Source organism: Modestobacter sp. SYSU DS0511 (genome assembly GCF_054050755.1).
The window spans coordinates 18,577-44,328 of the sequence record NZ_JBJGZY010000035.1 but is presented as its reverse complement, the minus strand read 5'-3'; the positions used below and the strand labels follow the sequence as shown (position 1 = coordinate 44,328).

Genomic DNA, 25,752 nt, shown 5'->3' with positions numbered 1-25,752 from the left:
TGGGGTACGTGGTGGGCCGTCTGGGCGGGGCGGGGTTCTCGGTGTTGATGCGGGGCGTCAGCCGCACGGAGGGGGTCGCGGCCGCGACCCGGCTGCGGGCGGCGCTGCAGCTGCCGTTCCCGGTGGAGGGGCACGCGCTCGACGTCGGCGCGAGCCTCGGCATCGCCGTCTCCGGGCCGTACGCCGCCGACACGGAGACGCTGTTCCGCCAGGCCGACATCGCGATGTACCGCGCCAAGACCGGCCGCACGGGGGTCGCGCTCTTCACGCCTTGACTGCTCGCGGCGAACTCACCTAGCGTTGAGTTCATCACTCGTTGAGTTCTGGGAGGCCGGCATGGACGCCGCCGTCACCGTCACCGATCTCGTCGTCCACCGCGGGGGCCGCCGGGTGCTGCACGGGCTGGCCTTCGCCGCGCCCCCGGGACAGGTCACCGGCCTGCTGGGGCCCAGCGGCAGCGGGAAGACGACGCTGATGCGCGCCGTCGTCGGCGTGCAGCGGATCAGCTCCGGGCGGGTCACCGTGCTCGGCGAGCCCGCCGGTTCCCGGGCGCTGCGCAGCCGGATCGGTTACGTCACCCAGGCCCCGAGCGTCTACCCGGACCTGACCGTGCGGGAGAACGTCCGCCACTTCGCGGCCCTCGCCGGCCGGAGCGCAGCCGACGCCGACGCCGCGCTCGCCGACGTCGGCCTGCGGGGTGCCGCCGGGCAGCTGGTCGGCAGCCTCTCCGGCGGGCAGCGCGGCCGCGTCTCGCTGGCCTGCGCCCTGGTCGCCCGGCCGGCCCTGCTGGTGCTCGACGAGCCCACCGTGGGGCTGGACCCGGTGCTCCGGGTCGAGCTCTGGGAGCTGTTCGCCACCCTCGCCGGCGGCGGGACGACGCTGCTGGTCTCCAGCCACGTGATGGACGAGGCGGGCCGCTGCGACCGGTTGCTGCTGCTCCGTGACGGCCGGCTGCTCAGCGACTCCACGCCCGCCCGGCTGCGCGCCGACGCCGCCACCGACGACCTGGAGCAGGCGTTCCTCACCCTGATCCGGCAGACCGAGCAGGTGCCGGCGTGACGGCCCCGCTGCACCCGCCGCTGGCCGGGGCCACCGCCGTCCGGGTGCTGCGGCAGCTGCGCCACGACCACCGCACCGTGGCGATGCTGCTGGTGCTGCCCAGCGCCCTGCTGGGCCTGCTGTACCTGGTCTACGCCGATGTGCCCGCCGTCCCCGGCCAGCCGGACACCTTCGACCGGGTGGGGCTGACCATGCTCGGCGTGCTGCCGTTCGTGGTGATGTTCCTGGTCACCAGCATAGCCATGCTGCGGGAACGCACCACGGGCACGCTCGAGCGGCTGCTCACCACCCCGCTGTCCCGCGGTGACCTGCTGCTGGGCTACGGGGCCGCGTTCGGGCTGGCCGCGGCGGCGCAGGCGGTCGTCACGGTGACCGTCGCGACCACCCTCTACGACCTGGACGTCGCCGGCCCGGCCGCCCTGGTCGTGCTCATCGCCGTCGTCGACGCGGTGCTCGGCGTCGCCCTCGGGCTGCTGGCCAGCGCCTTCGCCCGCAGCGAGTTCCAGGCAGTCCAGTTCATGCCGGTGGTCGTGCTGCCGCAGTTCTTCCTGTGCGGCCTGCTCGTGCCGCGCGAGGAGCTGGCCGGGTGGCTGCAGGCGGTCAGCGACGTGCTGCCGCTCACCTACGCCGTCGACGCGCTGCGGGAGGTCGGCGGCTCCCCCACCCCGACGGGCACGATGTGGACCGACGTCGGCGTCGTGGCCGGCGCCGCGCTGCTGGCCCTGGGGCTGGCGGCGACCACCCTGCGGAGGAGGACCAGCTGAGCGACCCCGCGCCCCGGCCGGCGCGCCGGCGCCCCTCCGGGCGCCGGCCCGGCAACCCCGGCACCCGGGAGGCGGTGCTCGCCGCGGCCCGCGACGCCTTCGCCGAGCGGGGGTTCGACGGCGCCTCGATCCGGCTGATCGCCACCGCCGCCGGGGTCGATCCGGCGCTGGTGCACCACTACTTCGGCAGCAAGGACAAGCTGTTCCTCGCCGCCGTCGAGGCGCCGGCCGACCCCGCCGAGCTGCTGCCCGAGGTGCTGGCGGGCGGGACGGCGGAGCTCGGGGCCAACGTCGTCCGGATGCTGCTGCGGGTGTGGGACGGCCCGGCCCGCGCCGGTGGGCTGGCCCTGGTCCGCTCCGCGGTGAGCAACGAGTGGACCGCCCGGCTGCTGCGCGAGTTCCTCACCGCGCAGGTGCTCCGCCGGGTGCTCGGCACGCTGGACCTGCCACCGGCCGAGGCGGAGACCCGGGGCGCGCTGGCCGCCTCCCAGCTGGTCGGTGTGGTGATGACCCGCTACGTGCTCCGGCTCGAGCCGCTGGCCTCCGCGCCGGCCGAGGAGCTGGTCGCCGCGATCGGGCCCACCGTCCAGCGCTACCTCACCGGGCCGGTCGAGCTGCCGGGGAACAGGCCGGGCACCCCCTAGGCTCCCGCCCTGATGAGCGACTCGGACGCGGCGGCGACCTGCCGGGGAGTGGTCAAGACCTACCGGACGGCGACCGAGTCGGTCACCGCGCTGGACGGTGTCACCCTGGCGATCCCCCCTGCCCGGATGACGGTGGTGGTCGGGCCGTCGGGATCGGGCAAGTCCTCGCTGCTGCGGCTGCTGGCCTGCATCGACTCCCCGGACGACGGCGAGGTGCTCGTCGCCGGGCAGCGGGTCGACCGGCTCCGCCCCCGTGCCCGGCGGCGGCTCCGGCAGCGCCAGGTCGCCTACCTCTTCCAGCGGCCCGCGGACAACCTGCTGCCCTACCTCGACGCGCTCGCCCAGGTGCGGCTGGCCGCCCAGCTGCGCGGCGCCCCGGTGACCGACGACGAGGCGCGGGCCCTGCTGGACCGGCTCGGGCTGGCCGGCCGGGCCGACCACCACCCGGCGCAGCTCTCCGGCGGTGAGCAGCAGCGGCTGGCGGTCGCCTGCGGGGTGGTCGGTGACCCGACGCTGGTGGTCGCCGACGAGCCCACCGCCGAGCTGGACACCGCGGCGGCCGAGCGGGTGCTCGCCGCGATGACCGAGCTGGCCGCCGGCGGGGTGGCGTTCGTCGTCTCCTCGCACGACCCCCGGGTGATGGCGATCGCCGACGGGTTCATCCGGCTCGACCACGGCCGGCTGGTCGCACGGTGACCGGTGAGGAGGTGAGCACCGGCGGGTTCGCCGGCACCGGGCTGGTCAAGCGCTACCGGCGGGGCACGGAGACGGTCGCGGCGCTCGCCGGGGTCGACCTGGCGGTGGCCGCCGGGGAGTTCGTCGCCCTGGTCGGGCCCTCGGGGTCGGGCAAGTCGACGCTGCTGGCGCTGCTGTGCGGCTGGGAGACTCCCGACGCCGGGCAGCTGGCCTACGCCGGCGAGCTGGCCGGCCGCCGTCCGGACGCCCTGGGCTGGCCGGAGCTCGCGCTGGTGCCGCAGGCCCTCGGCCTCGTCGCCGACCTCAGCCTGGCCGACAACGTGCTGCTGCCGGCCCGGCTGCGCGGCACGCTCGCCGACGAGCGGCCGCGGGCCGCCGGCCTGCTGGCCGACTTCGGGCTGGACCACCTGGCCGACCGCTACCCGCACCAGGTCTCCCTGGGTGAGCAGCAGCGGGCCGCCGTCGCCCGGGCGCTGCTGCTGCGCCCGGCGGTGCTGCTGGCCGACGAACCCACCGCGCACCAGGACCGGGGCCACGCCGACCGGCTGCTGGACGCCGTCCGGGCGGCCGCCGACGCCGGCGCCGCGGTGCTGGTCGCCACGCACGACGAGATCGCCTGGTCCCGCGCGGACCGGGTGCTGTCGATGCGCGACGGCCGGATCACCGAGCGGCCCGTCACCGAGGGGGGCCACCCGTGAGCCGGCCGCCGCTGTGGCGGCTGGCGCCGTGGACCCGGGCGCCGCTGCTGGGTCTGCGCTCCCCCGCCGCCGTGGTCGCCGTGCTGGTGACCACCGCGATCCTGGCCTGCGCGGTCGCCTCCGCCCCGCTGTTCCTCTCCTCCGCCCGCTCGGCGGCCCTGCAGGAGCAGCTGGCCCAGCGGTGCGCCGAGGCCGGCTGGGTGCAGGCCGGGGTCGAGAGCAGGCAGTTCGACCAGAACGGCGACCCCACCGGCGGGACGGCGTCCGCCGCGGTCGACGACGCGCTCGCGGCCGCCTGGGCCGCGCAGGGCCGGACCAGCCGCCCGGTGCTGGCGACCGCGGAGATGGTCGGGCCGAACCGCGGTCCCGGCGCCGCCACGGTCACCGACGCCGCGGGCCGGGACGTCAGGCTGCTGGTCAGCCTCTTCTACCGGCCGGACGCGCCGCAGCACGTCGAGGTGGTGGCGCAGCAGCCGGGCGCCGGGCTGTGGCTGCCGGCGGGGTACGCCGGCAGCGTGGGCATCGCGCTGGGCGACCGGATCACCGTCGCCGGCACCCCCGTGACGGTCACCGGGCTCTACACGGATCTCTTCGCGGTCGACCCGGGCCCCTATTGGTGCGACTACCGACTGCTCTACGCCAACGACACCAGCGCCAACGTCCCCCCACCGGCCTTCGCGCTGGCCACCGACCCGGCGACCTTCCACGAGGTGGCGGCCGGGTTCACCGGCGTCCAGCAGCTGGCCCAGGTGCCGGTCGAGGCCGGCGAGCTGTCGATCTCCGACGCCCGCGAGCTGGTGGCGGCGCAGGACCGCGCCCAGGCCGACACCTGGGAGCGGCTCGGCGTCCCCGCGGCCGCCGCCGCCGAGATGGGCCTCACCTGGGTCAACCCACGGCTGGTCGACGCAGTGGAGCGGGCGGAGCTGGTCGAGCGCGGCCTGCGCGGCCCGGTGGTGCCGGTGGCGGTGGCCGGGGCGCTGCTGGCGCTGGTCCTGGTCGCCGCGGCGGGCAGCTTCTGGGCCGACCGCCGGGCCGCCGAGGTGCGGCTGCTGGCCGCCCGCGGCGTCGGCCCGGTGCCGCTGGCCGGCAAGGCAGCGCTCGAGCTCGGCCTGCCGGCGCTGGCCGGGGCGGCGCTCGGGTGGGCGGGGTCCCGGCTGCTGATCGCCGGGATCGGGCCCGCCGACGACCTGGACCCCGCCGCCACCACCACCGCCCTCGCGGCCGGGGCGGCGGCCTTCGTCGTCGGCCTGGGGGCGGCGGCCGCCCTCGCCGGGCTCCGCGCGCGGGGCACCGCCGAGCGCCCGCTGGGCGCCGCACCACGCTGGCCGGCGACGGTGCCGTGGGAGCTGGCGCTGCTGGTCGCCGCGGCGTGGTGCTGGCTGCTGCTGGAGAGCCGGGAGGCCGTGGTCACCGACGCCGGCGTCGCCCAGGTGAACGGGCTGCTGGTCGCCTTCCCGCTGCTGGCGGTCGCCGGTGCCGCGGCACTGCTGGCCCGGCTGGTCACCGCACTGCTGCCCCGGCTGCGCCGCTGGGCCGGCCGCCGCTCCCCCGCGGTGTTCCTCGCGGTCAACCGGCTCACCGCCGCCCGGCTGGCCACCGCCACGCTGCTGGCCGCGGTGACCCTGCCGGTCGCCGTGCTGGGCTACACCGCGACGCTCACCGCCAGCTCGCAGGCCACCCTGGACGCGAAGGTCGGGGTGCAGGTCGGCGCCGGGCGCGCGCTCACGTCGGTGTCCCGACTCGACGCCGTCCCCGGGGTCGAGCGGATCGGCACGTTCGTCGTCCGGTACGACGGCGACGTCGTCGATGCCGAGGGTGCCCGCACCGACGTCCAGGTGCTCGCCGTCGACCCCGGCACCTTCGCCGGGACGGCGTTCTGGGACGACTCCTTCGCCGACATCCCGCTCCCCGAGCTGATGGCCGCGCTGCAGGGCCCGGAGGTCGACGGCCGGGTCCCGGTCGTGGCCCAGGGGGTGCCGCTGGGCGACCCGCAGCTGCGGCTGGGCACCGCGCCGCTGGCCGCCGAGGTGGTCGCGCAGGCCCGGGTGCTCCCCGGGCGGCGCACCGTCGACCCGGTCGTCCTGGTCGCCGCCGACCGGGTGCCGACCATCGAGCGCAGCGCCGGATCCGCGCGGCAGTCGGAGATCTGGACCAACGGGCGGCTCGCCCCCGCCGTCGACGCCCTGGTCGACGCGGGCGGCCTGCCGGGGCGGGAGATCACCCCGGCGGCCGTGCTGGACACCGCCAACTTCCTGGGCATCACCTGGACCTTCGGCTACCTGTCCGCGCTGGCCGTCTTCGTGGGGGTCATCGCCGTCGGCGGGCTGCTGCTGTACCTGGAGGCCCGGTCACGCACCCGGGTCGCCGGGTACGTGATGGCCCGCCGGCTGGGGCTGACCCGGAGGGCCCACCTGCGCTCGCTGCTGGTGGAGCTGATCGGGGTGGCGGCGGTCGGCGTGCTGCTCGGCGGCCTGCTGGCCAGCGGCGCCGTCGCCCTGGTGTACCGCCGGCTGGACGTCGACCTCCTCCGCCCCCCGACGCCGCTGCTGGACGTGCCGTGGCCTGCGCTGGGGCTGAGCGCGGGGGTCGTCGTCGTGGTGGCCGGGCTGGCTGCGCTCTACGCCCAGCGCGCCGCCGACCGCGCGGACCCGGCGACCGTCCTCCGCCAGTAGGAGGCCCCCGCCGGCTACCGGGGGGCGCGGGCGAGCTGGCGGCTCTGCGCGACCAGCCGGCCGGTGGAGTCCCAGATCCGGTAGTCCTCGTCCAGCCAGCCGCCGGCGACCTCCCCGGCGCGGGCCTCCACCAGGCACCAGCCCGGCGCCGGCAGCGCGCGCACGAGCACCTGCAGCTGCACCGTCGGCGCCCAGCCGAACCGGCCCAGCGCCCAGCTGGTGGGCGGCAGCGCGTCCGCGAAGGCGACCAGCGCCAGCGGGTCGGGCTCCCGGTCGTCGGTGAAGCGCAGCCACGCCCGCAGCACCGGCTCCTCCCCCGGCTGCCCCAGCGCCCAGCCGGCGCACGCCGGGTCCAACCGGACGTCGATCCGCCGCACCAGCCCCGGCACCTGGATCTGCGGCGGTGCCAGGTGCGCGTGCTCGGCGATGGACAGGCACTCCTCGACCGGGGCCACCACCGGCCGGGGCGTCACCACCTGCGGCAGCTCGTCGCCCAGGGTCGCCGTCGTCGCCTGCACGGTGATCGCCGGGCCGGCGTCGTCGGCGATCACCACCTGGCTGTGTGCCACGGTGCGGCCGGCCGGGCCGGGGACGACGGTCAGCGACGCCCGGCCGGCCGCGGGGGCACGCAGGTAGCTGGCCGAGAGCGCCACCGGGTGCGGGTGCGGCGACTCGAGCACCGCGGCGCGGGCGGCGACAGAGAGCAGGTAGCCGCCGTTGAGGATCCCGCCGCCGACGTCCCAGCCGGGGTCGAGCTCGGCGGTCAGGCCGCCCCCCTCGGTGCGGGTGAGCGCGGTGGCGGTGTCGAACGCGGTGGCGGGCTGGTCGGTCTGCGTCACGCCGGACAGCGTGCCAGGCGCCCGGCGTCCCGGGTCAGCGGGCGACCGGCCAGGCGGTCACGCGCTCGTAGCGTGGCGACGGGCCGAGGTGGCTGCGCCACAGCACCACCTCGGTGACCGGCCAGACCGGGCCCCGGCGTCCGCGCAGCCGCTCGGGCAGGTCGCCGTCGGCGGGCTGCCCGGGACGCCAGCGGCCCACGGTCAGGTGCGGCCGGAACGGCCGGTCCTCCACGGCCAGGCCGGCGCCGCGGGCGGCGTCGGCCAGCCGGTCGGCCAGCGCGGTCAGCGGGGTGACGTCGCCGGTGACCCCGACCCAGCAGACGGTGGGACGGCGCCGGGACCCGAACCGGCCGCCCTCGGCGAGTGCGAGCGACATCGGCGGGGCCGCGGCGACGGCCGGCCCCACCCCGTCGAGCAGGAGCGGGAGCCGTCCGGCGGGCACCTGCCCGAGGAACAGCAGGGTGAGGTGCCACCGCTCCGGCGGCGTCCAGCGCGGCGCACCCGGCGCCTCACGCACCGGCCGCAGGGCGGCGTCCAGCTCGTCGACGGCCTCCGGTGGTGGGTCGACGGCGAGGAACAGCCGGCCCGCCGAGCCCGCGGTGGCCGGGCTGGTCAGCGGTCCACCACCAGCCCGGCGGCCTCCAGGGCCCCGATGAGCCGGATCCGCTCCAGCTCGCGGTACTCGGGGGGCACCTCGGCCAGCCGGTGGTCGACCTGCAGCAACCCCGCGGCCTCGACGAGCACGTCGTCGTAGGCGGCCAGCAGCCCGCGGCGGCGGGCCATCGGCATCCCCCCGGGCACCATCGCCAGCTCGCGGGTCAGCCGCCGGACGTCGGCCGCGACGGCCTCCAGCGGCCGGCGGGCGGGCATGCCCGGATCGGTGGCGGGGCCGGCCCGCCGGCGGGCCGAGGAGCCGGCCGGGTGGGTGGCGGGGCGCCGCGCGGGCGGCCGGGGCGGGGCCTGCCGGCGGGCGAGCTCGCGGGCCCGGCTCCGGCGGCGGGCCGAGCGGCGGTGCTGCAGCTCCCCGGTCGCCCAGCGGACGAGGAGCAGGATCACCAGCACGGCGACGGCGAGGAGCACGGTGAGCACGCCGAGACGCATCAGCGACGTCCCGACGTCTGCAGAGCCCGACCCTCCCGACGGCACGACGAAACGGTACGACGGTGTCGCCAAGACCACAACGTGACGACGTCAGCGCAGCCGGTGAGCTGATCGCTCATCCTGTCCTCAGCGGGCCGGATCCCGCGCCACCTGCTCACCGGGCACCTCCCCGTCGGCCGCCTCGACGAGCGCGGCGGCCGGGGCGGGCACCGTTGGCCGGGCGGCGACGTGCAGCTGCGCGCGCGGCGGGCGGACGTGCAGCTCCAGCCGGACCCGCCGTCCGCGGGCGAGCAGCGCACCGGCGACGACCGCGGCCGTTACACAGGCCAGCCCGCCGGCGATGAACCCCCAGCGGGCGCCCAGGTGCTCGGACACCCAGCCGATCACCGGTGCGCCCACCGGGGTGCCGCCCATGAAGCACGTGAAGTACAGCGCCAGCACCCGGCCCCGCATCTCCGGAGCGACGCCGAGCTGCACGAAGCTGTTGCACGCCACGCTGAACACCAGCGCGGAGGCGCCCGTCGGCACCAGCAGCACGGCGAAGGCGGTCTCGTTCGGCATCAGCCCGGCCACGACGAGGAACACGCCGAAGGCGCCGGAGGAGACGACCAGGAACCGCTGCAGCGGCCGGGCGCTCCGCCGGGTGGACAGCAGCGCCCCGGACAGCGAGCCGACGGCGTAGCAGGTGGAGAGGAACCCAAAGGCGGCCGCCCCGAGCCCGTACTCCTCGCGGGCCATCAGCGCGATGGTGATCTGGGTGTTGAAGCCGAAGCTGCCGGCCACGAAGGCCAGCGCCATGGCCAGCACCAGGTCGGGACGGCGTCGGGTGTAACCCAGCGCCTCGCGCAGCTGCCCGCGGGACCGGGCCGCCGGCCGGCTGCGGTGGAGCTCGCTGCCCCGCATGGCCAGCAGCGCGGTGATGGTCACCCCGAAGCTCGCGGCGTTGACCAGGAACGCCGGTCCGGTGTCCCCGCCGGAGACGCCGATCAGCGAGCCCGCCACCGCCGGTCCGACCAGCCGCGCCCCGTTGAAGACGGTGGAGTTGAGGCTGACCGCGTTCGCCAGCCGGTCGGGGCCGACCATCTCCGAGACGAACGACTGGCGCACCGGCATGTCCAGCGAGGACGCGACGCCGAGCGCGGCGGCGAGGAGGTAGACGTGCCAGAGCACGATCGCGTCGGTGACCACCAGCAGGCCGAGCCCGAGAGCCAGCGCCCCCATGACCGCCTGCGTGACGGTCAGGACCCGGCGCTTGTCGTAGCGGTCGGCGAGCACCCCGCCGTAGAAGCTGAACAGCAGGGTGGGGGCGAACTGCAGCGCGGTGGTGATGCCGAGGGCGACGCCACTGCCCCCGGACAGCTGCAGGACCAGCCAGTCCTGGCCGATCCGCTGCATCCAGGTGCCGGTGAGGCTGACCAGGTTCGCCGAGGCGTACAGCCGGAAGTTGCGGACCCGCAGGGCCGCGAACATCCCGGCCCGTCGCGGCGCGGCTGCCTCAGGCGTGGAGGTCACCCACTGGCGAGCTTGTCCATGATCGTCGCGGCCTCGCGCAGCGTGGCGCGCTCCTCCGCGGTGAGCTGCTGGAGCTGCCCGGTCAGCCACGCCTCGCGCGCCCGCACCTCGTCGGCGAGCAGCTCCTCGGCGGACGGCGTGAGGTCGATGACCACCTGCCGCCCGTCGGTGGGGTGCGGGGTGCGGGTGACCAGGCCCTTGCCCTCGAGGGCGACGACCACCCGGGTCATGGACGGCGGCTGCACCCGCTCGTGCGCCGCCAGCTCGCCCGGGCTCATCGCACCGTGCCGCTTCAGCGTCGACAGCGCGGCCAGGTGGGTGAGGGTCACCGAGGTGTCGACCCGCTGGTTGCGCAGCCGGCGGGAGAACCTCATCACGGCCAGCCGCAGGTCGTGGGCGAGCGCCGCGGTGTCCAGCGTCGTCCGAGCCACGTCGCGAGCCTAACCGAGGTGAGAAGCGTGCCTAACGATCGGGAGGTGCTGGGACCCCCGCCCTGCGCGTGCGCCGGGCGGGGGCCCCTCCTCACAAGAGCTGCTGGATCGGGTCGAGCGCGAAGTAGACGACGAACACCGCCGCGATCACCCACATCAGCGGGTGCACGTCGCGGCGCCGGCCGGTGGCCACCCGCAGCAGCACGTAGCTGACCACGCCGGCCCCGATGCCGATGGTGATCGAGTAGGTGAACGGCATCAGCGCGATCGTCAGGAACGCGGGGATGACCAGCGACATGTCGTCCCAGCTGAGCTCGCGGATCTGGCTGATCAGCATCGCGCCGACGATGACCAGCACCGGGGCGGCGGCCTCCGAGGGCACGACCTGCACCAGCGGGGTGAAGAACGCCGCGACCAGGAACACCAGGCCGGTGACCACGCTCGCCAGCCCGGTGCGGGCGCCGTCGCCGACTCCCGCCGCGCTCTCGATGTAGGTCGTGTTGCTCGACACGCTCGAGGCCCCGCCGGCCGCCGAGGCCAGCGAGTCGACCAGCAGCACCGGCTGGGAGCGCGGCAGGTTCCGGTCCTCGTCGAGCAGATCGCCCTCGGCCCCGACCGCGGTGATGGTGCCGACGGTGTCGAAGAAGTCGGCGATCATGATCGAGAAGACGATGAGCAGGGCGGCGACGAGCCCGATCCGGGAGAAGCCGCCGAAGAGCGAGAACTGGCCGACCAGCGACAGGTCGGGCAGGTCGAACCAGGTGTCGGGCCAGGTGGGCACCTGCAGGGCCCAGCCCCGCGGGTTGCTCGCGCCGTCGGCGCCGGTGCGCGGCCCGACGTCCGCGATCGCCTCGACCACCACGGCGAGGAGGGTGGTGACGACGATGCCGATCAGCAGGGCGCCGCGGGTGCGGCGCACCACCAGCACGCTGGTGACCAGCAGGCCGACGACGAAGGTGAACATCGGCCAGCCGGCCAGCTGCCCGCCCACGCCGAAGCTGATCAGCCCCCCGGTGCCCGGCCGGATCACCCCGGCGTCGGCGAGGCCGACGATGGTGAGGAAGAAGCCGATGCCCACGGCGATGGAGATCTTCAGCTGCGTGGGGATCGCGTTAAACACCGCGCGCCGGAAGCCGGTGAGCACCAGCACCGCGATCAGCAGGCCGCCCAGCACGACCAGCCCCATGATCTCCGGCCAGGCCAGCTGGGTGGCGGCGTAGACCGCCACGATCGCGTTGATGCCCAGTCCGGCCGCCAGCGCCAGCGGGTACCGGCCGACCACGCCCATCGCGATGGTCAGCACGCCGGCCACGACAGCGGTCGTGGCGGCGACCGCGGTGAACGGCAGCGTGTTCCCGTTGATGTCCGCACCGGACAGGATGATCGGGTTCAGCACCACGATGTAGGCCATCGTGAAGAACGTGGTCAGCCCACCGCGGACCTCCCGGCCGACCGTGGAGCGCCGGGCGCTGATCTCGAAGTAGCGGTCCAGGCCGTTGCGCGGCTTGACCCGCGGGCCGGGGCTGCGCCGGGGCGGGGCGCCCTCCGGGCCGAGCACCGCCTTGCCGTCGGCCGCGTCGGCCGCTTGCGGGCCGGAGGCGGGCGTGCGGGCGGGACGGGACCGATCGGGCATGGGAGACCCCCGGGGACGCGGGCCGGCGCGGCGCGGCAGGGCGACGGCGCACCTGGCGGACCGCCCGGTGCAGCTGGCAACGAGCGGCGACAGCGTGCCACACGCACGGCCGCCGATGCGCAGGGCGGCGCCGTGACCAGCACCTCGGCCCCTACGCTCGGGGCGTGCCCGCACCCACCCGCCCGTCCCCGCCGCCGCTGCAGGTCGACACCGCCCGGGTCGTCCTGATCGGGACCGCGCTGTGGGCGGTAGCGCTGGTGGTGCTGCTCCTGCTCGGCGACCGGGTCGACCGGGTGTGGACCTGGACCTGCGTCGCCGCCATCGCGCTCGCCGGTCTCGGCCTCGGCCTCATGCGCTGGCAGGGCCAGCGCTGAGGGCTACGTCGTCGCCCTACCGACCGAGCCAGGCGGGCCGCTAGATGACGTCGAAGTCGGCGGTGTCGTAGCGGGCGGTGGTGCTGACCTCCACCGGGTCGCCGCTCGTGCGGTCCAGGGTGGCCTGGCTGTGCGCGCCGCAGCCGTAGTCGACGGTCACGACCCGCCCGTCGGCCGGGGCGTAGGCGTTGCTGCACGCGCCGAACGACAGCCGCATCGACCCGGCCAGCGGGATCCAGAAGCCACAGGTGCCGCAGGGCCCCGGTGCGTGCCGGGCCATCGCCGAGCGGGGGCCGAAGTCGCCCTCCCGCCAGCGCTCGGCGGCCTTGCCCCGCCCGTGCGGGGAGAGGACGCGCTCGCGGCCCATCCCCAGCTCCTCGGCGACCACGCGGCCGGCCGGGTCGTCGGCGGCGTCGTCGTCGGCCAGGTAGGACGGCACCAGCCGGTCGTCGTCCTCCGTGGCGGGCAGCACGTCGCCCACCGACATGTCGCCGGGCCGCAGGCGCTCGTGCCAGGGCACCCAGGCCGGGGCGAGCAGCGCCGAGTCCCCGGGCAGCAGGACGACCTCGTCGACGGTCACCTCGTCGTCGCCGGGGACGCAGGCGACGGTGACCGCCCAGTGCCAGCCGACGTAACCGGGCAGCGTCGCGGCGAAGCTGTGGGTCAGCACCGCGCCGAGCACCTCCGCCGGTGGCTCCTCCCCGGTGGGCTCGGCGACGAGCGGTTCGGCGAGCACGCCGAGGTGGTCGCCGACCACGGTGGGGTCACCCGCGACCTCGACGGCGGCGGCCCGGGCCAGCTCGACCGCAGCGGCCAGCACCTCGTCCGGCCGGGGACCATGAGCAGCGGCGTACGCGGAGTCGGACACGCAGCCATTGTCGCGGATGACCGCGCCGGCGCACCCCACCGCACCTCCCGGCGCCGTCCACGCCGGTCGCACAGGTGGCTGCGGCACGATGGAGCCGTGCCCGCTGCCTCCGGACCCCGCTCGTGGCGGAGCCGGCGTCGCTCGCGCGGCGAGCCCGAGCGCGGGGTGGAGACCTCCCCGATGGGCATCCGCCGGCAGCAGACCAGGCCGATGCCGGTGGCCACCGGCCAGCCTCCGGGGGACGACACCCCGACCGCCGTCCGCCCGACGCCGGCCCCCTCGTGGCAGCAGACCCGGCCGGTGCCCCCGCCGCCCGTGGCCGCGCCGCCGGCTCCCCCGACTGGACCGCCGGCTCCGCCGAGTGCCGCGCCGCCTCCCCCGGGCACGTCGCCGCAGGGCGGGCCGGCGGGCGCGGCCGCCGCGCCCCCCGGTCCCGGCGCGCGGCCCGCGAAGCTCACCGTCACCCGGGTCGCGGCCGCGCGGAGCCGGGAGCTCACCGCGGCGACGGTCCGGCGCGTGCGCGCCGCCGGCCGCGCCGACGGCGCCGGGCAGACCGGCCTGTCGCACCTGGTGTGGGTCAACGCCCTGCACGTGGCCGGGGACGCGATGATCATGGTCTCGCTCGCCGGCACCCTGTTCTTCTCCGCGGCCACGACCGACGCCCAGCGGTGGAACGTGGCCCTGTACCTGCTGGTGACGATGGCGCCGTTCGCGCTGGTCGCCCCGGTGATCGGCCCCGCACTGGACCGGCTGCAGCACGGTCGCCGCTGGGCGCTGGCCGCGAGCCTGGGCGGCCGGGCGGCGTTGGCGGTGCTGATGGCCGCCCACCACGACGACCTGGCGCTCTACCCGGCGGCCCTGGGCGTGCTGGTGCTGAGCAAGTCGTTCAACGTGCTGCGCGCGGCCGTCGTCCCGCGGGTGCTGCCGGAGGCCCTGTCGCTCACCTCCGCCAACGCCCGGCTGTCGGTGTTCGGGCTGGCCACGGGCGGTGTGCTGGGTGCCCTCGGCGCCGGCATCGCGTCCCTGCTCGGCTTCGCCTGGGAGCTGGGCGCGACCGCCGCCGTGTTCGTCGTCGCCGCGGTGCTGGCGGTGCGGCTGCCGCCGCACGTGGACGTCGCCGTCGGCGAGCAGCCGGCCGACGTGCTGCGGACGGCCCCGATCCGGCTGCCCGGTCGCGGCCGGCGGCCAGTGGTCCCGCACGTGGTCACCGCGCTGCGCGCCACCGCCGCGCTGCGCGGGCTGGCGGGGTTCCTGACGATCTTCTCCGCGTTCCTCGTGCAGGCCACCGTCGACGGTGGCTGGCAGGCGACCGCGGCGCTCGGCGCGATCGCCGCCGCCGCGGGCGCCGGCAGCTTCCTCGGCACCGCGGTGGGCTCCCGGCTGCGCACCGCCAGCCCGGACCGGGTGGTGCTGGTGGCCGCCGGCATCGCCGCGGCGATCACCGGGCTGGCCGCCGCGCTGTTCAGCCTGCCGATGGCGGTGCTGGTCGCCGGGGTGGCCGCGGTGACCAACGCGCTGGGCAAGGTGGCCCTGGACGCGATCATCCAGCGGGAGGTGCCCGACGCGCTGCGCGCCTCGGCGTTCGCCCGCTCGGAGACCTGGCTGCAGCTGGCCTGGGTGCTCGGCGGCGCACTGGGCATCCTGCTGCCCACCACCGGGTGGCTGGGCTTCACCGTGGCCTCGGCGCTGCTGGTGCTGGCCGTCGGGCTGACCCTGTGGAGCCTGCGCACCCGCAGCGACGCAACCGGCGGCCGGGCCGCCGACGAGGAGGCACGGACGTGAGCACGGCGCGCGGCGCGACCGCGGTGGCACTGCTGGGTGGGCTGGCGGTGCTCGCCGGCTGCGGCGACCGCTCCACCGGCGACCCGGTACCGACGGTGACCGTCGAGGTGGGGCCGCAGCAGGTGACGCTGGACCCCACCCAGTACTGCCGGGACGGCGAGGGCGAGCGTTACCAGATCACCCCGCCGATCCTGGAGGTCTGGCCGGACACCACCGTCTCGCTGGAGGTGCCCGAGGCCGTCGCTGACGCGGGCTGGAGCGTCCAGGTCTTCGACGAACGGCTGGAGGAGCAGCTCGGCGAGGTGGACGTCGACGCCGGCCGCGCCGTGTTCGACGGGATCAACACCTCCGACGTCGTCCCGCCGACGTACTACCTGGTGGTGGTCCAGCGCCGCGACCCGGACGCGTGCCAGGGGCTGTCCGGCGCCTGGCCGGTGGGGTTCATCCGCGCCGGCGAGGGCACCGCGGCGACCACCGAGGCACCACCCGCCGGCTGACGGGGTCGCTCCTCTAGGCGTCGAGGTCGTCGGCGACGGCGCGCAGCACGGTGGCGACCTTGCGGGCCACCTGCTTGTCCGGGTACCGGCCGCGCCGCAGGGCGGAGGAGGTGCCGTCGAGCAGCTTGATCAGGTCCTCGATGATCGGCACCAGGGCCTCCGGGTCCTTGCGGTGCCCGGCGACGGCGGAGGGCAGCGGGTCGAGCACCTGCACCTGCAGGGCCTGGTCGCCGCGGCGTCCCTGGACGATGCCGAACTCCACGCGCTGGCCGGGCTTCAGCTCGGTGGTGCCGGCGGGCAGCGCGTCCTTGTGCACGAACACGTCCGGCCCGCCGTCGTGGGCGAGGAAGCCGAATCCCTTCTCCGCGTTGAACCACTTCACCTTGCCGCTGGGCACGTCGATCCCTCGGTCAGTCGTCGTTCGGTCGGCTCGTCGAGCCGCATGACCGCGCCGCCGGGTGTCGGCGACGCGACGTCCAGATTAGTCGCGGCGCGGCCCGGAGGGCGCCGCCTCTCGGGCGACCACCAGGCACCGTTCCCGTCGTCCGCCGGGTCGGGGACCGGGGTCGCCCGCGCGCCGGCGTCCGGCAGGAGGCACCATGCCGGAGATGATCCGATCGGCCGTCGGTGCGCTGCTCGGCGTGCTCGCCACCACCGTCCGGCTGGGCGCGTCGGTGGTGGCCGGGCTGATCGCGCTGCACGCGCTCTTCGTCTTCTTCGCGGCCGACCCGGCCAACCCGCTGGTCGAGTTCGCCAGCGACCTCCGGCACTCCCTCGGCGGCCTCACCGTGGGCCTGTTCACCCCGGACGACCCGCGGCTCGCCGAGACGGTGAACACGCTGTTCGCGGCAGCGCTGTGGTCGATCGCCGGGGGCCTGGTGAGCCGGGCGCTGACCGGACTGGTCCCACGGGCGCCGGACCGGGTCTGAGGCGCCGGTCGGGGTCGCCCTCCCGCGCTGCCGTCCGACCGAGGTCGCCCCGGTCGTGTCGCCCAGCAGCGGCACCGCGAGGTGCCGCTGCTGCGCGGACGGCAGCGCGGCGGAACTCAGCGGTTCTCGGGGAGCTGCACGCCGGCCCGGTTCGGCCGGTCCTGCGGGTGGGCGTAGCGCAGCCGCTCCGGGGGCAGCGGGAAGGAGTGGTCCTCGCCGAACGGGGACAGGCCACCGGCCATCTCGCTCACCAGCTCGGTCACCGGCGCCTCCCCCTCGGTGCGCTGACCCCAGGTGGGCTCGACCAGGTGGGCGTGCTTGTCGTTGCGCTTGGCCATGTCGCCTCCGTGTGCGGTGCAGCCGGTCCGGACGCCGGCGCGGTTCCCGTTCATCTTCCCGTGCCGACCGCCGGTGACACGCACCGCACTCCGTGGTGTCGCACCAGCGGGTGGGTCAGCGCTCGGTGACGCGCGCGCCGTAGACCGTGCCCGCGCCGTCGGCGGTGAGCACCCACTCCCGCGGGGACACCCGGGCCGCGGCCACCTCGGCGCCGTCCAGCCGCTGGACGGCGCGGGTGCGCCAGACCGCGGTGGACAGCAGCCGCAGGCGCAACGGCTCGTCGGTCAGGTCGTCGTAGCCGACCGGCTCGACGTGCAGGGTCGCCGGGCCGGCGACCCGCAGCACCCCGGTCTGCCAGCCGGTGCCGGCCAGCGCCCGGCTCCACCGCCGGGTGCGCAGGAGTGCGCCCACCCCGACGACGACACCGACGATCCCGCCGACCACCAGGACGACGACGACCAGCCCGGCGAGCGGCGGCCGTTCCCCGCCGTCCCGGGCGATCCGGACGACCGCCGCCCCGGCCACGCAGCCCAGGACGACGGCGAGCGCGCCGCCACCGAGCCAGCGCAGCGCCCCGGCGCGGTGGGCGGCCAGCGCCGCGCGGGTCTGCGGATCGTCCAGGGCGGCCACCGGGGCATGGTGGCAGAGGGGCGGTGCGGGGCGGCGGCGGCAGAGCAGGGGCGCCGGCACAGGACGTAGCGTGCACCGGATGTCTCCGGACCAGCCGCCCGCCACGCTCGCCGCCTGGCTGCGCACCCGCACCGACGAGCAGCTGGGCGCCCTGCTGGCCGCCCGGCCCGACGTGGCGCGCCCCGCGCCGTCCGACGTCGTCGGCCTCGCGACCCGGCTCGCGGTGCCGGTCTCGGTCGACCGGGCGCTCGACGAGCTGGACGCCGCGACGCTGCAGGTGCTCGACGCGGTGCTGCTGTCCCCCACCGACGGCGTCCGGCGCACCGAGCTGCCCGGGCTGCTGCCCGACGTCCCCGCCGAGGTGGTCGACGCCGCGGTCGGGACGCTGACCACCCGGGCGCTGCTGTGGGGCGACGAGGAGCTGCACGCCCCCGAGCCGGTCCGCCGGGCGGTCCGCTACCCGGCGGGGCTGGGCCGGCGGGCGAGCGACCTGCGGGTGCCGCTGCCCCGTGACCTGCCGGCGGTCCTCGCCGGGCTGGACGACGACGAGCGCGCGGTGCTCGAGCGGCTGGCCGGCGACCGGCCGGTCGGCCATCTGCCCGACACCCCGGCCGGTGGGCCGCCCTCCCCCGCACGCCGGCTGCTGCAGCAGGGCATGCTCGCGCGCATCGACGCGGTGAACGTGGAGCTCCCCCGGGAGATCGGGCTGCTGCTGCGCGGCGACCGCCCGCTCGGCCCGCCCCGGCTGCGCCCGGAACCGCAGGTCACCTCGCTCGACCCGGCGCGGGTCGACCAGCAGGCGGCCGGCGCGGCGCTCGAGGTGCTGGGCCGGGTCGCCGACCTGCTCACCGCCCTGGAGGAGGAGCCGGCCGGGCTGCTGCGCAGCGGCGGGCTGGGCGTGCGGGACCAGAAGCGGCTGGCCAAGGAGCTGCGGATCGGCGAGGCCGACGTCGCCTTCCTGACCGAGCTCGCACACGTCGCCGGCCTGCTCGACGTCGGCGGGGCGCAGCGCGACGAGTGGCTGCCCACCCGGCTCTACGACGCCTGGCGCGAGCAGGACCTCCCCGACCGCTGGGCCGCGCTGGCCGACGGCTGGCTGACCAGCACCCGCCTGTTCTCCCTGGTCGGCCAGCGCGACGTGGCCGGCAAGGCGGTCAACGTGCTCTCCCCCGACGCCGTGCGGCAGACCGCGCCGGTGCTGCGCCGCTCGGCGCTGGCCGTGCTGGCCGAGTTCCCGCCCGGGCGCGGTCTGGTCGCCGACGAGCTGGTCGCGCTGCTGCGCTGGCGCACCCCGCGGCGGGCCGACCGGCTGGCCCCGGTGCCGGCGCTGCTGGCCGAGGCCGAGCGGCTGGGCATCGCCGTCCGCGGGGTGCTCAGCACGGGTGGGCGCGGCCTGCTCACCCGCGGGGCGGACGCCGCCGCGGACGGGATGCGCGGGCTGCTGCCCGAGCCGCTGGACCACGTGCTCGCCCAGCCGGACCTCTCGCTCATCGCCCCCGGCCCGCTGGTCGCCGAGCTGGCCGCGACCCTCGCCGTCGTCGCCGACGTGGAGTCCTCCGGCGGGGCGACGGTCTACCGGGTCAGCGACGGCAGCATCCGCCGCGCGCTGGACGCCGGCTGGTCGGCCACCGACCTGCACGACCTGTTCACCCGCGTCTCGCGCACCCCCGTGCCGCAGGCGCTGGACTTCCTCGTCGACGACGTCGCCCGGCAGCACGGCCGGCTGCGGGTCGGCGCCATCGAGTGCTACGTCCGCTCCGACGACCACGGCCTGGTGTCCCAGGTGCTCAGCGACCGGCGGACGGCGAACGCCGAGCTGCGCCGCCTCGCGCCCGGGGTGCTGGTCAGCGGGCTGCCGCCGGAGGAGGTGCTCACCGTGCTGCGCGCGGCGGGATACGCCCCGGCCGGGGAGAACGCGGGGGGCGCGGTGCTGACCCGGCCTCCCCAGCCGCCGCGCGCGGCCGGCCGGCGCCCCGGTGGGTCCGCGCCGGTCGCGCCGCGCCCGCTGTCCGCGGACGACGTCGCGGGGACGGTGCGCGAGATCCGGGCCGGGGACGCGGCGCTCGCCGCCCGCCGCACCGAGCCGGTGCGCCAGGTGCCGGGGGTGACGACCGCCAGCACGCTCGAGCTGCTGTCCCAGGCGGTGCGCGAGAAGGCGCCGGTGTGGCTGGGCTACGTCGACGCGCAGGGATCGGGCAGCCAGCGGATGGTCCAGCCCGTGTCGTTGGCCGGGGGCTTCCTGCAGGGCTTCGACGAGGGCCGCGGGGAGACCCGCACGTTCGCCGTCCACCGGATCACCTCGGTCGCGCTGGCCGCGCCGGAGGACGCCGCCGGCGACCACCGGCGACGCACCTGATTCCCCTTCTCGACCTCCGGAGGGATGATCAACGCCCCGCCCGGCGTTGCGCGGGACAGTTGGTCAGTGCAACCGGCCTGCCCGTACGGGTCGCCCGGCTGCGCCCAGAGCGAGGAGCGTGGGGATGACGGGACGCAGGACGGTCGCCGATCGGCTGGCAGCAGCGCTGGGCGCGGTGCTGGGGACGGCGGAGCTGCCGCTGCGGCTGCGCGGCTGGGACGGCTCGCTGGCCGGCCCGCCGGACGCCCCGGTGATCGCCGTCCGGTCCCGGCGGGCGCTGCGCCGGCTGGCGTGGTCCCCGGGCCAGCTCGGGCTGGGCCGGGCCCACGTCGCCGGGGAGATCGACGTCGAGGGCGACGTCTTCGCGACCTTCGCCGCACTGAGCTCCGTCGGCCGGCTGGCCGAGACCGGTCCGATGGCCGCCCCGACCGTGCGCGAGCGGCTGGCTCTGCTCGGCACCGCGCTGCGGCTCGGCGCGGTCGGCCCCGAGCCTGCGCCCCCCGCCGAGGAGGCCGACCTCGGCCGGGCCGGCCGGCGCCACTCCCGGGCCCGGGACGCCGCGGCGATCAGCCACCACTACGACGTCGGCAACGACTTCTACGAGCTGGTGCTCGGCCCGTCGATGGTCTACTCCTGCGCGGTCTGGGAGTCCCCCGACGTGGGCCTGGAAGCCGCGCAGGAGGCGAAGCTGGACCTGATCTGCCGCAAGCTCGGGCTGCGGCCGGGCATGCGCCTGCTCGACGTCGGCTGCGGCTGGGGGTCGATGGCCATCCATGCCGCCGGCCGCTACGGCGTGGACGTCGTCGGCATCACGCTGTCGGAGGAGCAGGCGCGACTGGCCCGCAAGCGGGCCGCGGACGCCGGGCTCACCGACCGCATCGACATCCGGGTGCAGGACTACCGCACGGTGACCGACGGGCCGTTCGACGCGATCAGCTCGATCGGCATGGCCGAGCACGTCGGCCGGGACCAGATGCCGGCGTACGTGGCGCAGCTGCGCGGCCTGCTGCGGCCCGGCGGGCGGCTGCTCAACCACGCGATCTCCTGGAACGCCGGGACGGCGACGTGGGACCCGGACAGCTTCATCGCCCGGTACGTGTTCCCGGACGGCGAGCTGCTGGGGCTGGGTGAGATGGTCGGCCTGCTGGAGTCCCGGGACCTGGAGGTGATCGACGTGGAGCCGCTGCGGCAGCACTACGCGCTCACCCTGCGCGCCTGGGTGGCCAACCTCGAGCAGCACTGGGACGCCGCCGTGGCCGCCACCAGCGAGGGTCGGGCCCGGGTGTGGCGGCTCTACATGGCCGCCAGCGCGCTCGCCTTCGAGAAGGGCGACATGGGCGTCAACCAGGTCCTGCTGCAGAGGACCGGCGGCGACCAGCCCCCGCTGCGCCGCACCGACTGGCTGTGAGGCCGTGCGCGTGTCCCGCGTGAGCATCCAGCAGCGGCTCGCGCCCGAGCTGACCTGCTTCGGGTGCGGGCCGGCCAACCCGCGCGGCCTGCAGCTGGCCAGCTTCCCCACCGAGGACGGCGTGGTCGCCGAGTTCCTGCCCTGGTCGCAGCACGACAACGGGCTGGGGTTCCTCAACGGCGGGGTCATCTCCACGCTGCTGGACTGCTCCAGCGCGGCGGCGGTGCTGCACGAGGCCGACCTCCGCGGGTGGGGTGCGCTGCCCGGCGCCGCGCTGCCGTACGTGACGGCGGGGCTGGACGTCCGGTACCTGCGGCCCGCCCCGCTGACCGAGCCGGTGGAGCTGACCGCGGTGGTCACCGAGGCCGACGAGGCGGCGATGACCGTCGACGTCGCGCTGCTGTGGGACGGCAAGCCGCGGGCCACCGGCGTCGCGCACTGGAAGCGCTGGCGCCCGCGCACCTGACCCGGTCAGCCGTGGTGGACCCGGGTTGACCCCGCCCCGGTGCGGGTCAACCCGGGCGAACTGACGTTGAGCCGCGCCACGACACGGCCCAACGTCCGCCCAGCCGGGTCAACCCGCACGGCCACACCCCTCGGCGCACGGAAGGACCCGTCTCGATCCGGCGTTACCGTGGTCAGTCCGGCGCGCGTGCTGCGCCGCAGTCTCCGAGCAAAGGAACCCCCGCGTGAGCGACGGCCCCCTCATCGTCCAGTCGGACAAGACCCTGCTGCTGGAGGTCGACCACCCGCTGGCCAAGGAGTGCCGGGCGGCGATCGCGCCGTTCGCCGAGCTGGAGCGCTCCCCCGAGCACGTGCACACCTACCGGGTCACCCCGCTGGCCCTGTGGAACGCCCGCGCCGCCGGCCACGACGCCGAGCAGGTCGTCGACGCTCTGGTCCGCTACTCCCGCTACCCCGTGCCGCACGCGCTGCTGGTCGACATCGCCGACACGATGGACCGCTACGGCCGGCTCACCCTGGCCAACAACCCGGTGCACGGGCTGGTGCTCACCAGCACCGACAAGGCGGTGCTGGAGGAGGTCGTCCGCAGCAAGCGGGTGGCCCCGATGCTCGGCCAGCGCATCGACGCCGACTCGATCGTCGTCCACCCCTCCGAGCGCGGCCGGCTCAAGCAGGCGCTGCTGAAGGTGGGCTGGCCGGCCGAGGACCTCGCCGGCTACGTCGACGGCCAGGCGCACCCGATCGAGCTCGACCAGGACGGCTGGAACCTGCGCGACTACCAGCAGGAGGCGGTCGAGGGCTTCTGGGCCGGCGGCTCCGGCGTCGTCGTCCTGCCCTGCGGCGCCGGCAAGACCCTGGTCGGTGCGGCCGCGATGGCCGAGGCGAAGGCGACCACGCTGATCCTGGTCACCAACACCGTCTCCGGACGGCAGTGGAAGCGCGAGCTGATCGCGCGGACGAGCCTGACCGAGGACGAGATCGGCGAGTACTCCGGTGAGCGCAAGGAGATCCGGCCGGTCACCATCGCCACCTACCAGGTGATCACCACCCGCCGGAAGGGCGAGTACCGGCACCTGGACCTGTTCGACGCCCAGGACTGGGGCCTGATCGTCTACGACGAGGTCCACCTGCTGCCCGCGCCGATCTTCCGGCTCACCGCCGACCTGCAGTCCCGCCGCCGGCTGGGGCTGACCGCGACGCTGGTGCGCGAGGACGGCCGCGAGGACGACGTCTTCTCCCTCATCGGCCCCAAGCGGTACGACGCGCCGTGGCGGGACATCGAGGCGCAGGGGTACATCGCGCCGGCCGAGTGCATCGAGGTGCGGGTCTCCCTCGACGACGAGGAGCGGATGACCTACGCGGTCGCCGAGCCCGAGGAGCGCTACCGGATCGCGGCCACCGCCCAGTCGAAGCTGCCGGTGATCCGCCGGGTGCTCGAGCGGCACCCCGAGGAGCAGAAGCTCGTCATCGGCGCCTACCTCGACCAGCTCGACGAGCTCGGTGCGGCGCTGGACGCCCCGGTCATCCAGGGATCGACGACGAACAAGGAGCGGGAGCGGCTGTTCCAGGCGTTCCGCACCGGGGAGATCAAGACCCTCGTCGTCTCCAAGGTCGCGAACTTCTCCATCGACCTGCCCGAGGCCGCGGTCGCCGTCCAGGTGTCGGGCACGTTCGGGTCGCGGCAGGAGGAGGCCCAGCGGCTCGGCCGGGTGCTGCGCCCGAAGGCCGACGGCCGGCAGGCGCACTTCTACACGGTGGTCAGCCGCGACACCCTCGACAGCGAGTACGCCGCGCACCGCCAGCGGTTCCTCGCCGAGCAGGGCTACGCGTACACGATCGTGGACGCCGCCGACCTCGCCGGCCCCGGTGAGGTCAACGGCCCCGACTGGGTCGACCAGCCGGCCGACTGACGCCCGGGCTCCCGGTCAGCGTCGACCGGCCAGCCAGGCGCCCAGCGTGGTGGCGAGGTGCGCCGGCTGGTCGAGGTGGACCAGGTGTCCGGCGTCCGGGATCAGGACGAGTTCGGCGCCGGGGATGGCGCCTGCCAGGCGGTGCGCCCGGTCGGCCGGGATCCAGGTGTCCTCGGTTCCCCACACCACGCGCACCGGCAGGTCCAGCGAACCGTAGAGCGGCTCCAGGACGTCGGTGAACGCCTCGTCGGCCTGCGCGATCTGGCGGTAGAACGCCGCCTGCCCCGCGGGCGTCGTCCACGGTGCCACGAGGGTGTCGAGCTGCGCCTCGGTCAGCCCGCGGTGACTGGCACCGGCGATGTAGGCACGCACCGCTCCGGCGTGCACGGCGGCCGGCAGCGCGGCGAAGACGTCGGCGTGGTCGTGCACGAGGCGGAAGAACGGCGAGCCCCACGGGGCCAGCGCCACCACGTCGACCAGGGCCAGGGATGCGTAGCGGGCACCGTGCAGCAGGTGCGCCCGCAAGGCGACCGCCCCGCCGACGTCGTGAGCGACGACGTGCGGCCCCCGGGCGCCTCGCCCGCCGGTCTCGGGCGAGAGCTCCCAGTGGTGCAGCAGGTCAGCCAGCAACTCGCCCTGGACGTCGAGGGAGACGGCGTGCTCGGGGTCCATGGACGAGGCGCCGTAACCGGGCATGTCCCACAGGTGCACCGTGAAGTCCCCGGCCAGCGCCCGCGCGTACGGGGCCCACAACCACGACGACCACGGGGTGCCGTGGCAGAAGACCACCGCGGGGCCGGTGCCGAACCGGGTCCAGCGCACGCGCCGACCCCGCCAATCGAAGACCTGGTCGAGCTCCACGTCCGCAGCCTCGCAGCCGGCGATCGGTTCGCGTAGCGGGGGCCGCGCGACCGGGGCACCCGCACCGGCCGGCCCCACCGGTCAGCCGCGCAGCACGCTGCCCAGCCGGGTCATGCCCTCGGCGATCCGCTCGGGCGGGTGCGTGGTGAACGACAGCCGCAGCGTCGACCGGTCCGGCGTCCCGGCGTAGAACGCGGCGCCGGGGACGAACGCGACATCGGCCGCGAGCGCCCGCGGCAGCAGCTCCGCCGTGTCGACCCCGCCGGGCAGCCGCGCCCAGACGAACATGCCGCCGTCCGGCTCGGTCCAGGTGCTGCCCGCCGGCAGCGTGGCGGGCAGTGCGGCCACCATCGCGTCCCGGCGCTGCCGGTAGGCCCGCCGCAGCGTCTGCAGGTGCGTCTCGACGTCGGCCGCGGCGAACCAGGCCGCCGCGGCGGCCTGGTCGATCGTCGAGGTGTGCAGGTCGGCCGCCTGCTTGGCGACGGTCAGCGCCGGGAGCAGCCGGGACGGCGCCCGCAGCCAGCCCAGCCGCAGCCCCGGGGCGGCGATCTTGGAGAAGCTGCCCAGGTGGACGACGTGCTCGTCGGCGCCCGGCTGGGCGGCCAGCGGCGGGACGTCGGCGCCCCGGTAGCGCAGCTCCCCGTAGGGGTCGTCCTCCACCAGCCAGACACCGTGCCGGGCGGTCAGCTCGACCACCTCGGCGCGCCGGTGCTCCGGCATGGTGCGGCCGGTCGGGTTGGCGAACGTCGGCACCAGGTAGACCAGCGTCGGCCGCTCCCGCCGGATCGTCTCCGCCAGCGCCGCCGGGTCGATGCCGTGCTCGTCGGTGGGCACCGGCACGACCCGCGCGCCGGCCAGCTGGAAGCACTGCAGGGCGGCCAGGTACGTCGGGTCCTCGACCAGGACGACGGCGCCCGGGTCGAGCAGGGCGGTGGCGACCAGGGTCAGGCCCTGCTGCGAGCCCGAGGTGACCAGCACGTCGTCGACCGAGCTGAGCATCCCGCGGGCGGTCATCCGGGCGGCCACCCGCGCCCGCAGCTGCCGGTCCCCCTCCGTCGGGGCGTACTGCAGCGCGCGACGCGCGTGCGGACCCCAGAGCACGCTGTCGTAGGCGGCCCGGACGCCGTCCAGGTCGAACAGCTCGGGCGCGGGCAGGCCACCGGCGAAGGAGATGACCTGCGGCCGGTCGAGCAACGCCAGCAGCTCGCGGACCGGCGAGCTGGCGACCCCGGTGAGCCGCTGGGCCAGCGGCGGAAGGGCGCGGGAGAGGACGGCAGGGGACAC

General features: G+C 76.3%; 27 protein-coding genes. 15 read left to right on the top strand and 12 right to left on the bottom strand.

From position 1 onward, the window contains the following. The 7 genes from ACI783_RS15940 to ACI783_RS15910 form a co-directional block, all read left to right on the top strand. Window positions 1–275, top strand: a 275-nt coding sequence (locus tag ACI783_RS15940) for a diguanylate cyclase (RefSeq protein ID WP_457141346.1), incomplete at its 5' end; no start/stop codon positions are given. A gap of 61 nt (window positions 276–336) precedes the next feature. Then, window positions 337–1,059: an ABC transporter ATP-binding protein gene (locus tag ACI783_RS15935; protein WP_457141345.1), complete on the top strand. Its 723-nt coding sequence runs from the start codon at window positions 337–339 to the stop codon at window positions 1,057–1,059. Then, window positions 1,056–1,823: an ABC transporter permease gene (locus ACI783_RS15930; protein WP_457141344.1), complete on the top strand. Its 768-nt coding sequence runs from the start codon at window positions 1,056–1,058 to the stop codon at window positions 1,821–1,823. Before ACI783_RS15935 ends, ACI783_RS15930 begins: the two co-directional genes overlap by 4 nt. 74 nt (window positions 1,824–1,897) lie before the next feature. Further along, the gene (locus ACI783_RS15925; RefSeq protein WP_457141343.1) at window positions 1,898–2,467 is read left to right on the top strand and encodes a TetR/AcrR family transcriptional regulator; all 570 of its coding nucleotides are present in this window, start codon (window positions 1,898–1,900) and stop codon (window positions 2,465–2,467) included. 12 nt (window positions 2,468–2,479) lie between these two features. Then, window positions 2,480–3,163, top strand: a complete 684-nt coding sequence (locus tag ACI783_RS15920; protein WP_457141342.1) for an ABC transporter ATP-binding protein — start codon at window positions 2,480–2,482, stop codon at window positions 3,161–3,163. Then, entirely contained in the window at window positions 3,160–3,861 is a 702-nt protein-coding gene (locus ACI783_RS15915; protein WP_457141341.1) for an ABC transporter ATP-binding protein, read from the top strand. Before ACI783_RS15920 ends, ACI783_RS15915 begins: the two co-directional genes overlap by 4 nt. Beyond that, on the top strand, window positions 3,858–6,533 hold the full coding sequence (locus ACI783_RS15910; RefSeq protein ID WP_457141340.1) for a hypothetical protein: 2,676 nt from the start codon (window positions 3,858–3,860) through the stop codon (window positions 6,531–6,533). The genes ACI783_RS15915 and ACI783_RS15910 overlap by 4 nt, the downstream gene beginning before the upstream one ends. A gap of 14 nt (window positions 6,534–6,547) precedes the next feature. Here the strand turns inward: ACI783_RS15910 and ACI783_RS15905 are convergent, their stop codons facing one another. The 6 genes from ACI783_RS15905 to ACI783_RS15880 form a co-directional block, all read right to left on the bottom strand. Beyond that, window positions 6,548–7,372, bottom strand: a complete 825-nt coding sequence (locus ACI783_RS15905) for an acyl-CoA thioesterase (RefSeq protein WP_457141339.1) — start codon at window positions 7,370–7,372, stop codon at window positions 6,548–6,550. Window positions 7,373–7,406: 34 nt separating this feature from the next. Then, window positions 7,407–7,952, bottom strand: coding sequence for an RNA 2',3'-cyclic phosphodiesterase (gene thpR / locus ACI783_RS15900; RefSeq protein WP_457141348.1), 546 nt, complete (start codon window positions 7,950–7,952; stop codon window positions 7,407–7,409). Between the two features lie 32 nt (window positions 7,953–7,984). After that, complete coding sequence (locus ACI783_RS15895; RefSeq protein ID WP_457141338.1) at window positions 7,985–8,473, bottom strand: hypothetical protein; 489 nt, start codon at window positions 8,471–8,473, stop codon at window positions 7,985–7,987. A 126-nt stretch (window positions 8,474–8,599) separates the two neighbouring features. Further along, window positions 8,600–9,985: an MFS transporter gene (locus ACI783_RS15890; RefSeq protein ID WP_457141337.1), complete on the bottom strand. Its 1,386-nt coding sequence runs from the start codon at window positions 9,983–9,985 to the stop codon at window positions 8,600–8,602. After that, complete coding sequence (locus ACI783_RS15885) at window positions 9,982–10,416, bottom strand: MarR family winged helix-turn-helix transcriptional regulator (RefSeq protein ID WP_457141336.1); 435 nt, start codon at window positions 10,414–10,416, stop codon at window positions 9,982–9,984. Before ACI783_RS15885 ends, ACI783_RS15890 begins: the two co-directional genes overlap by 4 nt. Window positions 10,417–10,507: 91 nt before the next feature. Next, the gene (locus ACI783_RS15880; RefSeq protein ID WP_457141335.1) at window positions 10,508–12,049 is read right to left on the bottom strand and encodes an NCS2 family permease; all 1,542 of its coding nucleotides are present in this window, start codon (window positions 12,047–12,049) and stop codon (window positions 10,508–10,510) included. 164 nt (window positions 12,050–12,213) lie between these two features. Here ACI783_RS15880 and ACI783_RS15875 point away from each other — a divergent pair, with 164 nt between their 5' ends. Next, entirely contained in the window at window positions 12,214–12,423 is a 210-nt protein-coding gene (locus tag ACI783_RS15875) for a DUF2530 domain-containing protein (protein WP_457080537.1), read from the top strand. Window positions 12,424–12,463: 40 nt separating this feature from the next. On the opposite strand, the gene ACI783_RS15870 is transcribed toward ACI783_RS15875, so the two are convergent. Beyond that, window positions 12,464–13,291, bottom strand: coding sequence for a DUF3027 domain-containing protein (locus tag ACI783_RS15870; RefSeq protein ID WP_457141334.1), 828 nt, complete (start codon window positions 13,289–13,291; stop codon window positions 12,464–12,466). Between the two features lie 516 nt (window positions 13,292–13,807). Between ACI783_RS15870 and ACI783_RS15865 the strand changes: the two genes are divergently transcribed. Continuing rightward, window positions 13,808–15,073 carry an MFS transporter gene (locus ACI783_RS15865; protein ID WP_457141333.1) on the top strand — a complete coding sequence of 422 codons (1,266 nt, stop codon included), beginning with the start codon at window positions 13,808–13,810 and terminating at the stop codon, window positions 15,071–15,073. Then, window positions 15,070–15,570 carry a DUF2771 family protein gene (locus ACI783_RS15860; RefSeq protein WP_457141332.1) on the top strand — a complete coding sequence of 167 codons (501 nt, stop codon included), beginning with the start codon at window positions 15,070–15,072 and terminating at the stop codon, window positions 15,568–15,570. The genes ACI783_RS15865 and ACI783_RS15860 overlap by 4 nt, the downstream gene beginning before the upstream one ends. Window positions 15,571–15,583: 13 nt before the next feature. Here the strand turns inward: ACI783_RS15860 and ACI783_RS15855 are convergent, their stop codons facing one another. After that, window positions 15,584–15,967: a cold-shock protein gene (locus ACI783_RS15855; protein WP_457141331.1), complete on the bottom strand. Its 384-nt coding sequence runs from the start codon at window positions 15,965–15,967 to the stop codon at window positions 15,584–15,586. Window positions 15,968–16,178: 211 nt separating this feature from the next. Here ACI783_RS15855 and ACI783_RS15850 point away from each other — a divergent pair, with 211 nt between their 5' ends. Next, on the top strand, window positions 16,179–16,499 hold the full coding sequence (locus ACI783_RS15850) for a hypothetical protein (protein ID WP_457141330.1): 321 nt from the start codon (window positions 16,179–16,181) through the stop codon (window positions 16,497–16,499). A 116-nt stretch (window positions 16,500–16,615) separates the two neighbouring features. Here the strand turns inward: ACI783_RS15850 and ACI783_RS15845 are convergent, their stop codons facing one another. Both ACI783_RS15845 and ACI783_RS15840 read right to left on the bottom strand, forming a co-directional pair. After that, window positions 16,616–16,837, bottom strand: a complete 222-nt coding sequence (locus tag ACI783_RS15845; protein ID WP_457080525.1) for a hypothetical protein — start codon at window positions 16,835–16,837, stop codon at window positions 16,616–16,618. A gap of 115 nt (window positions 16,838–16,952) precedes the next feature. Next, a complete protein-coding gene (locus tag ACI783_RS15840; protein ID WP_457141329.1) occupies window positions 16,953–17,468 on the bottom strand; it encodes a hypothetical protein in 516 nt (171 codons plus the stop codon). 79 nt (window positions 17,469–17,547) lie between these two features. On the opposite strand from ACI783_RS15840, the gene ACI783_RS15835 reads away from it, so the two are divergent. The 4 genes from ACI783_RS15835 to ACI783_RS15820 all read left to right on the top strand — a co-directional run bounded on the left by ACI783_RS15835 (window position 17,548) and on the right by ACI783_RS15820 (window position 23,607). After that, window positions 17,548–19,824, top strand: coding sequence for a helicase-associated domain-containing protein (locus ACI783_RS15835; protein ID WP_457141328.1), 2,277 nt, complete (start codon window positions 17,548–17,550; stop codon window positions 19,822–19,824). A gap of 124 nt (window positions 19,825–19,948) precedes the next feature. Further along, window positions 19,949–21,232: a class I SAM-dependent methyltransferase gene (locus ACI783_RS15830; protein WP_457141327.1), complete on the top strand. Its 1,284-nt coding sequence runs from the start codon at window positions 19,949–19,951 to the stop codon at window positions 21,230–21,232. 19 nt (window positions 21,233–21,251) lie between these two features. Beyond that, a complete protein-coding gene (locus tag ACI783_RS15825) occupies window positions 21,252–21,698 on the top strand; it encodes a PaaI family thioesterase (protein WP_457141326.1) in 447 nt (148 codons plus the stop codon). Window positions 21,699–21,921: 223 nt separating this feature from the next. After that, on the top strand, window positions 21,922–23,607 hold the full coding sequence (locus tag ACI783_RS15820; protein WP_457080510.1) for a DNA repair helicase XPB: 1,686 nt from the start codon (window positions 21,922–21,924) through the stop codon (window positions 23,605–23,607). Between the two features lie 15 nt (window positions 23,608–23,622). Here ACI783_RS15820 and ACI783_RS15815 read toward each other — a convergent pair whose 3' ends face one another. Together ACI783_RS15815 and ACI783_RS15810 are read right to left on the bottom strand one after the other, a co-directional pair. Then, window positions 23,623–24,468 carry an alpha/beta fold hydrolase gene (locus tag ACI783_RS15815; RefSeq protein WP_457141325.1) on the bottom strand — a complete coding sequence of 282 codons (846 nt, stop codon included), beginning with the start codon at window positions 24,466–24,468 and terminating at the stop codon, window positions 23,623–23,625. Window positions 24,469–24,549: 81 nt separating this feature from the next. Further along, window positions 24,550–25,752, bottom strand: coding sequence for an aminotransferase-like domain-containing protein (locus ACI783_RS15810; protein WP_457141324.1), 1,203 nt, complete (start codon window positions 25,750–25,752; stop codon window positions 24,550–24,552).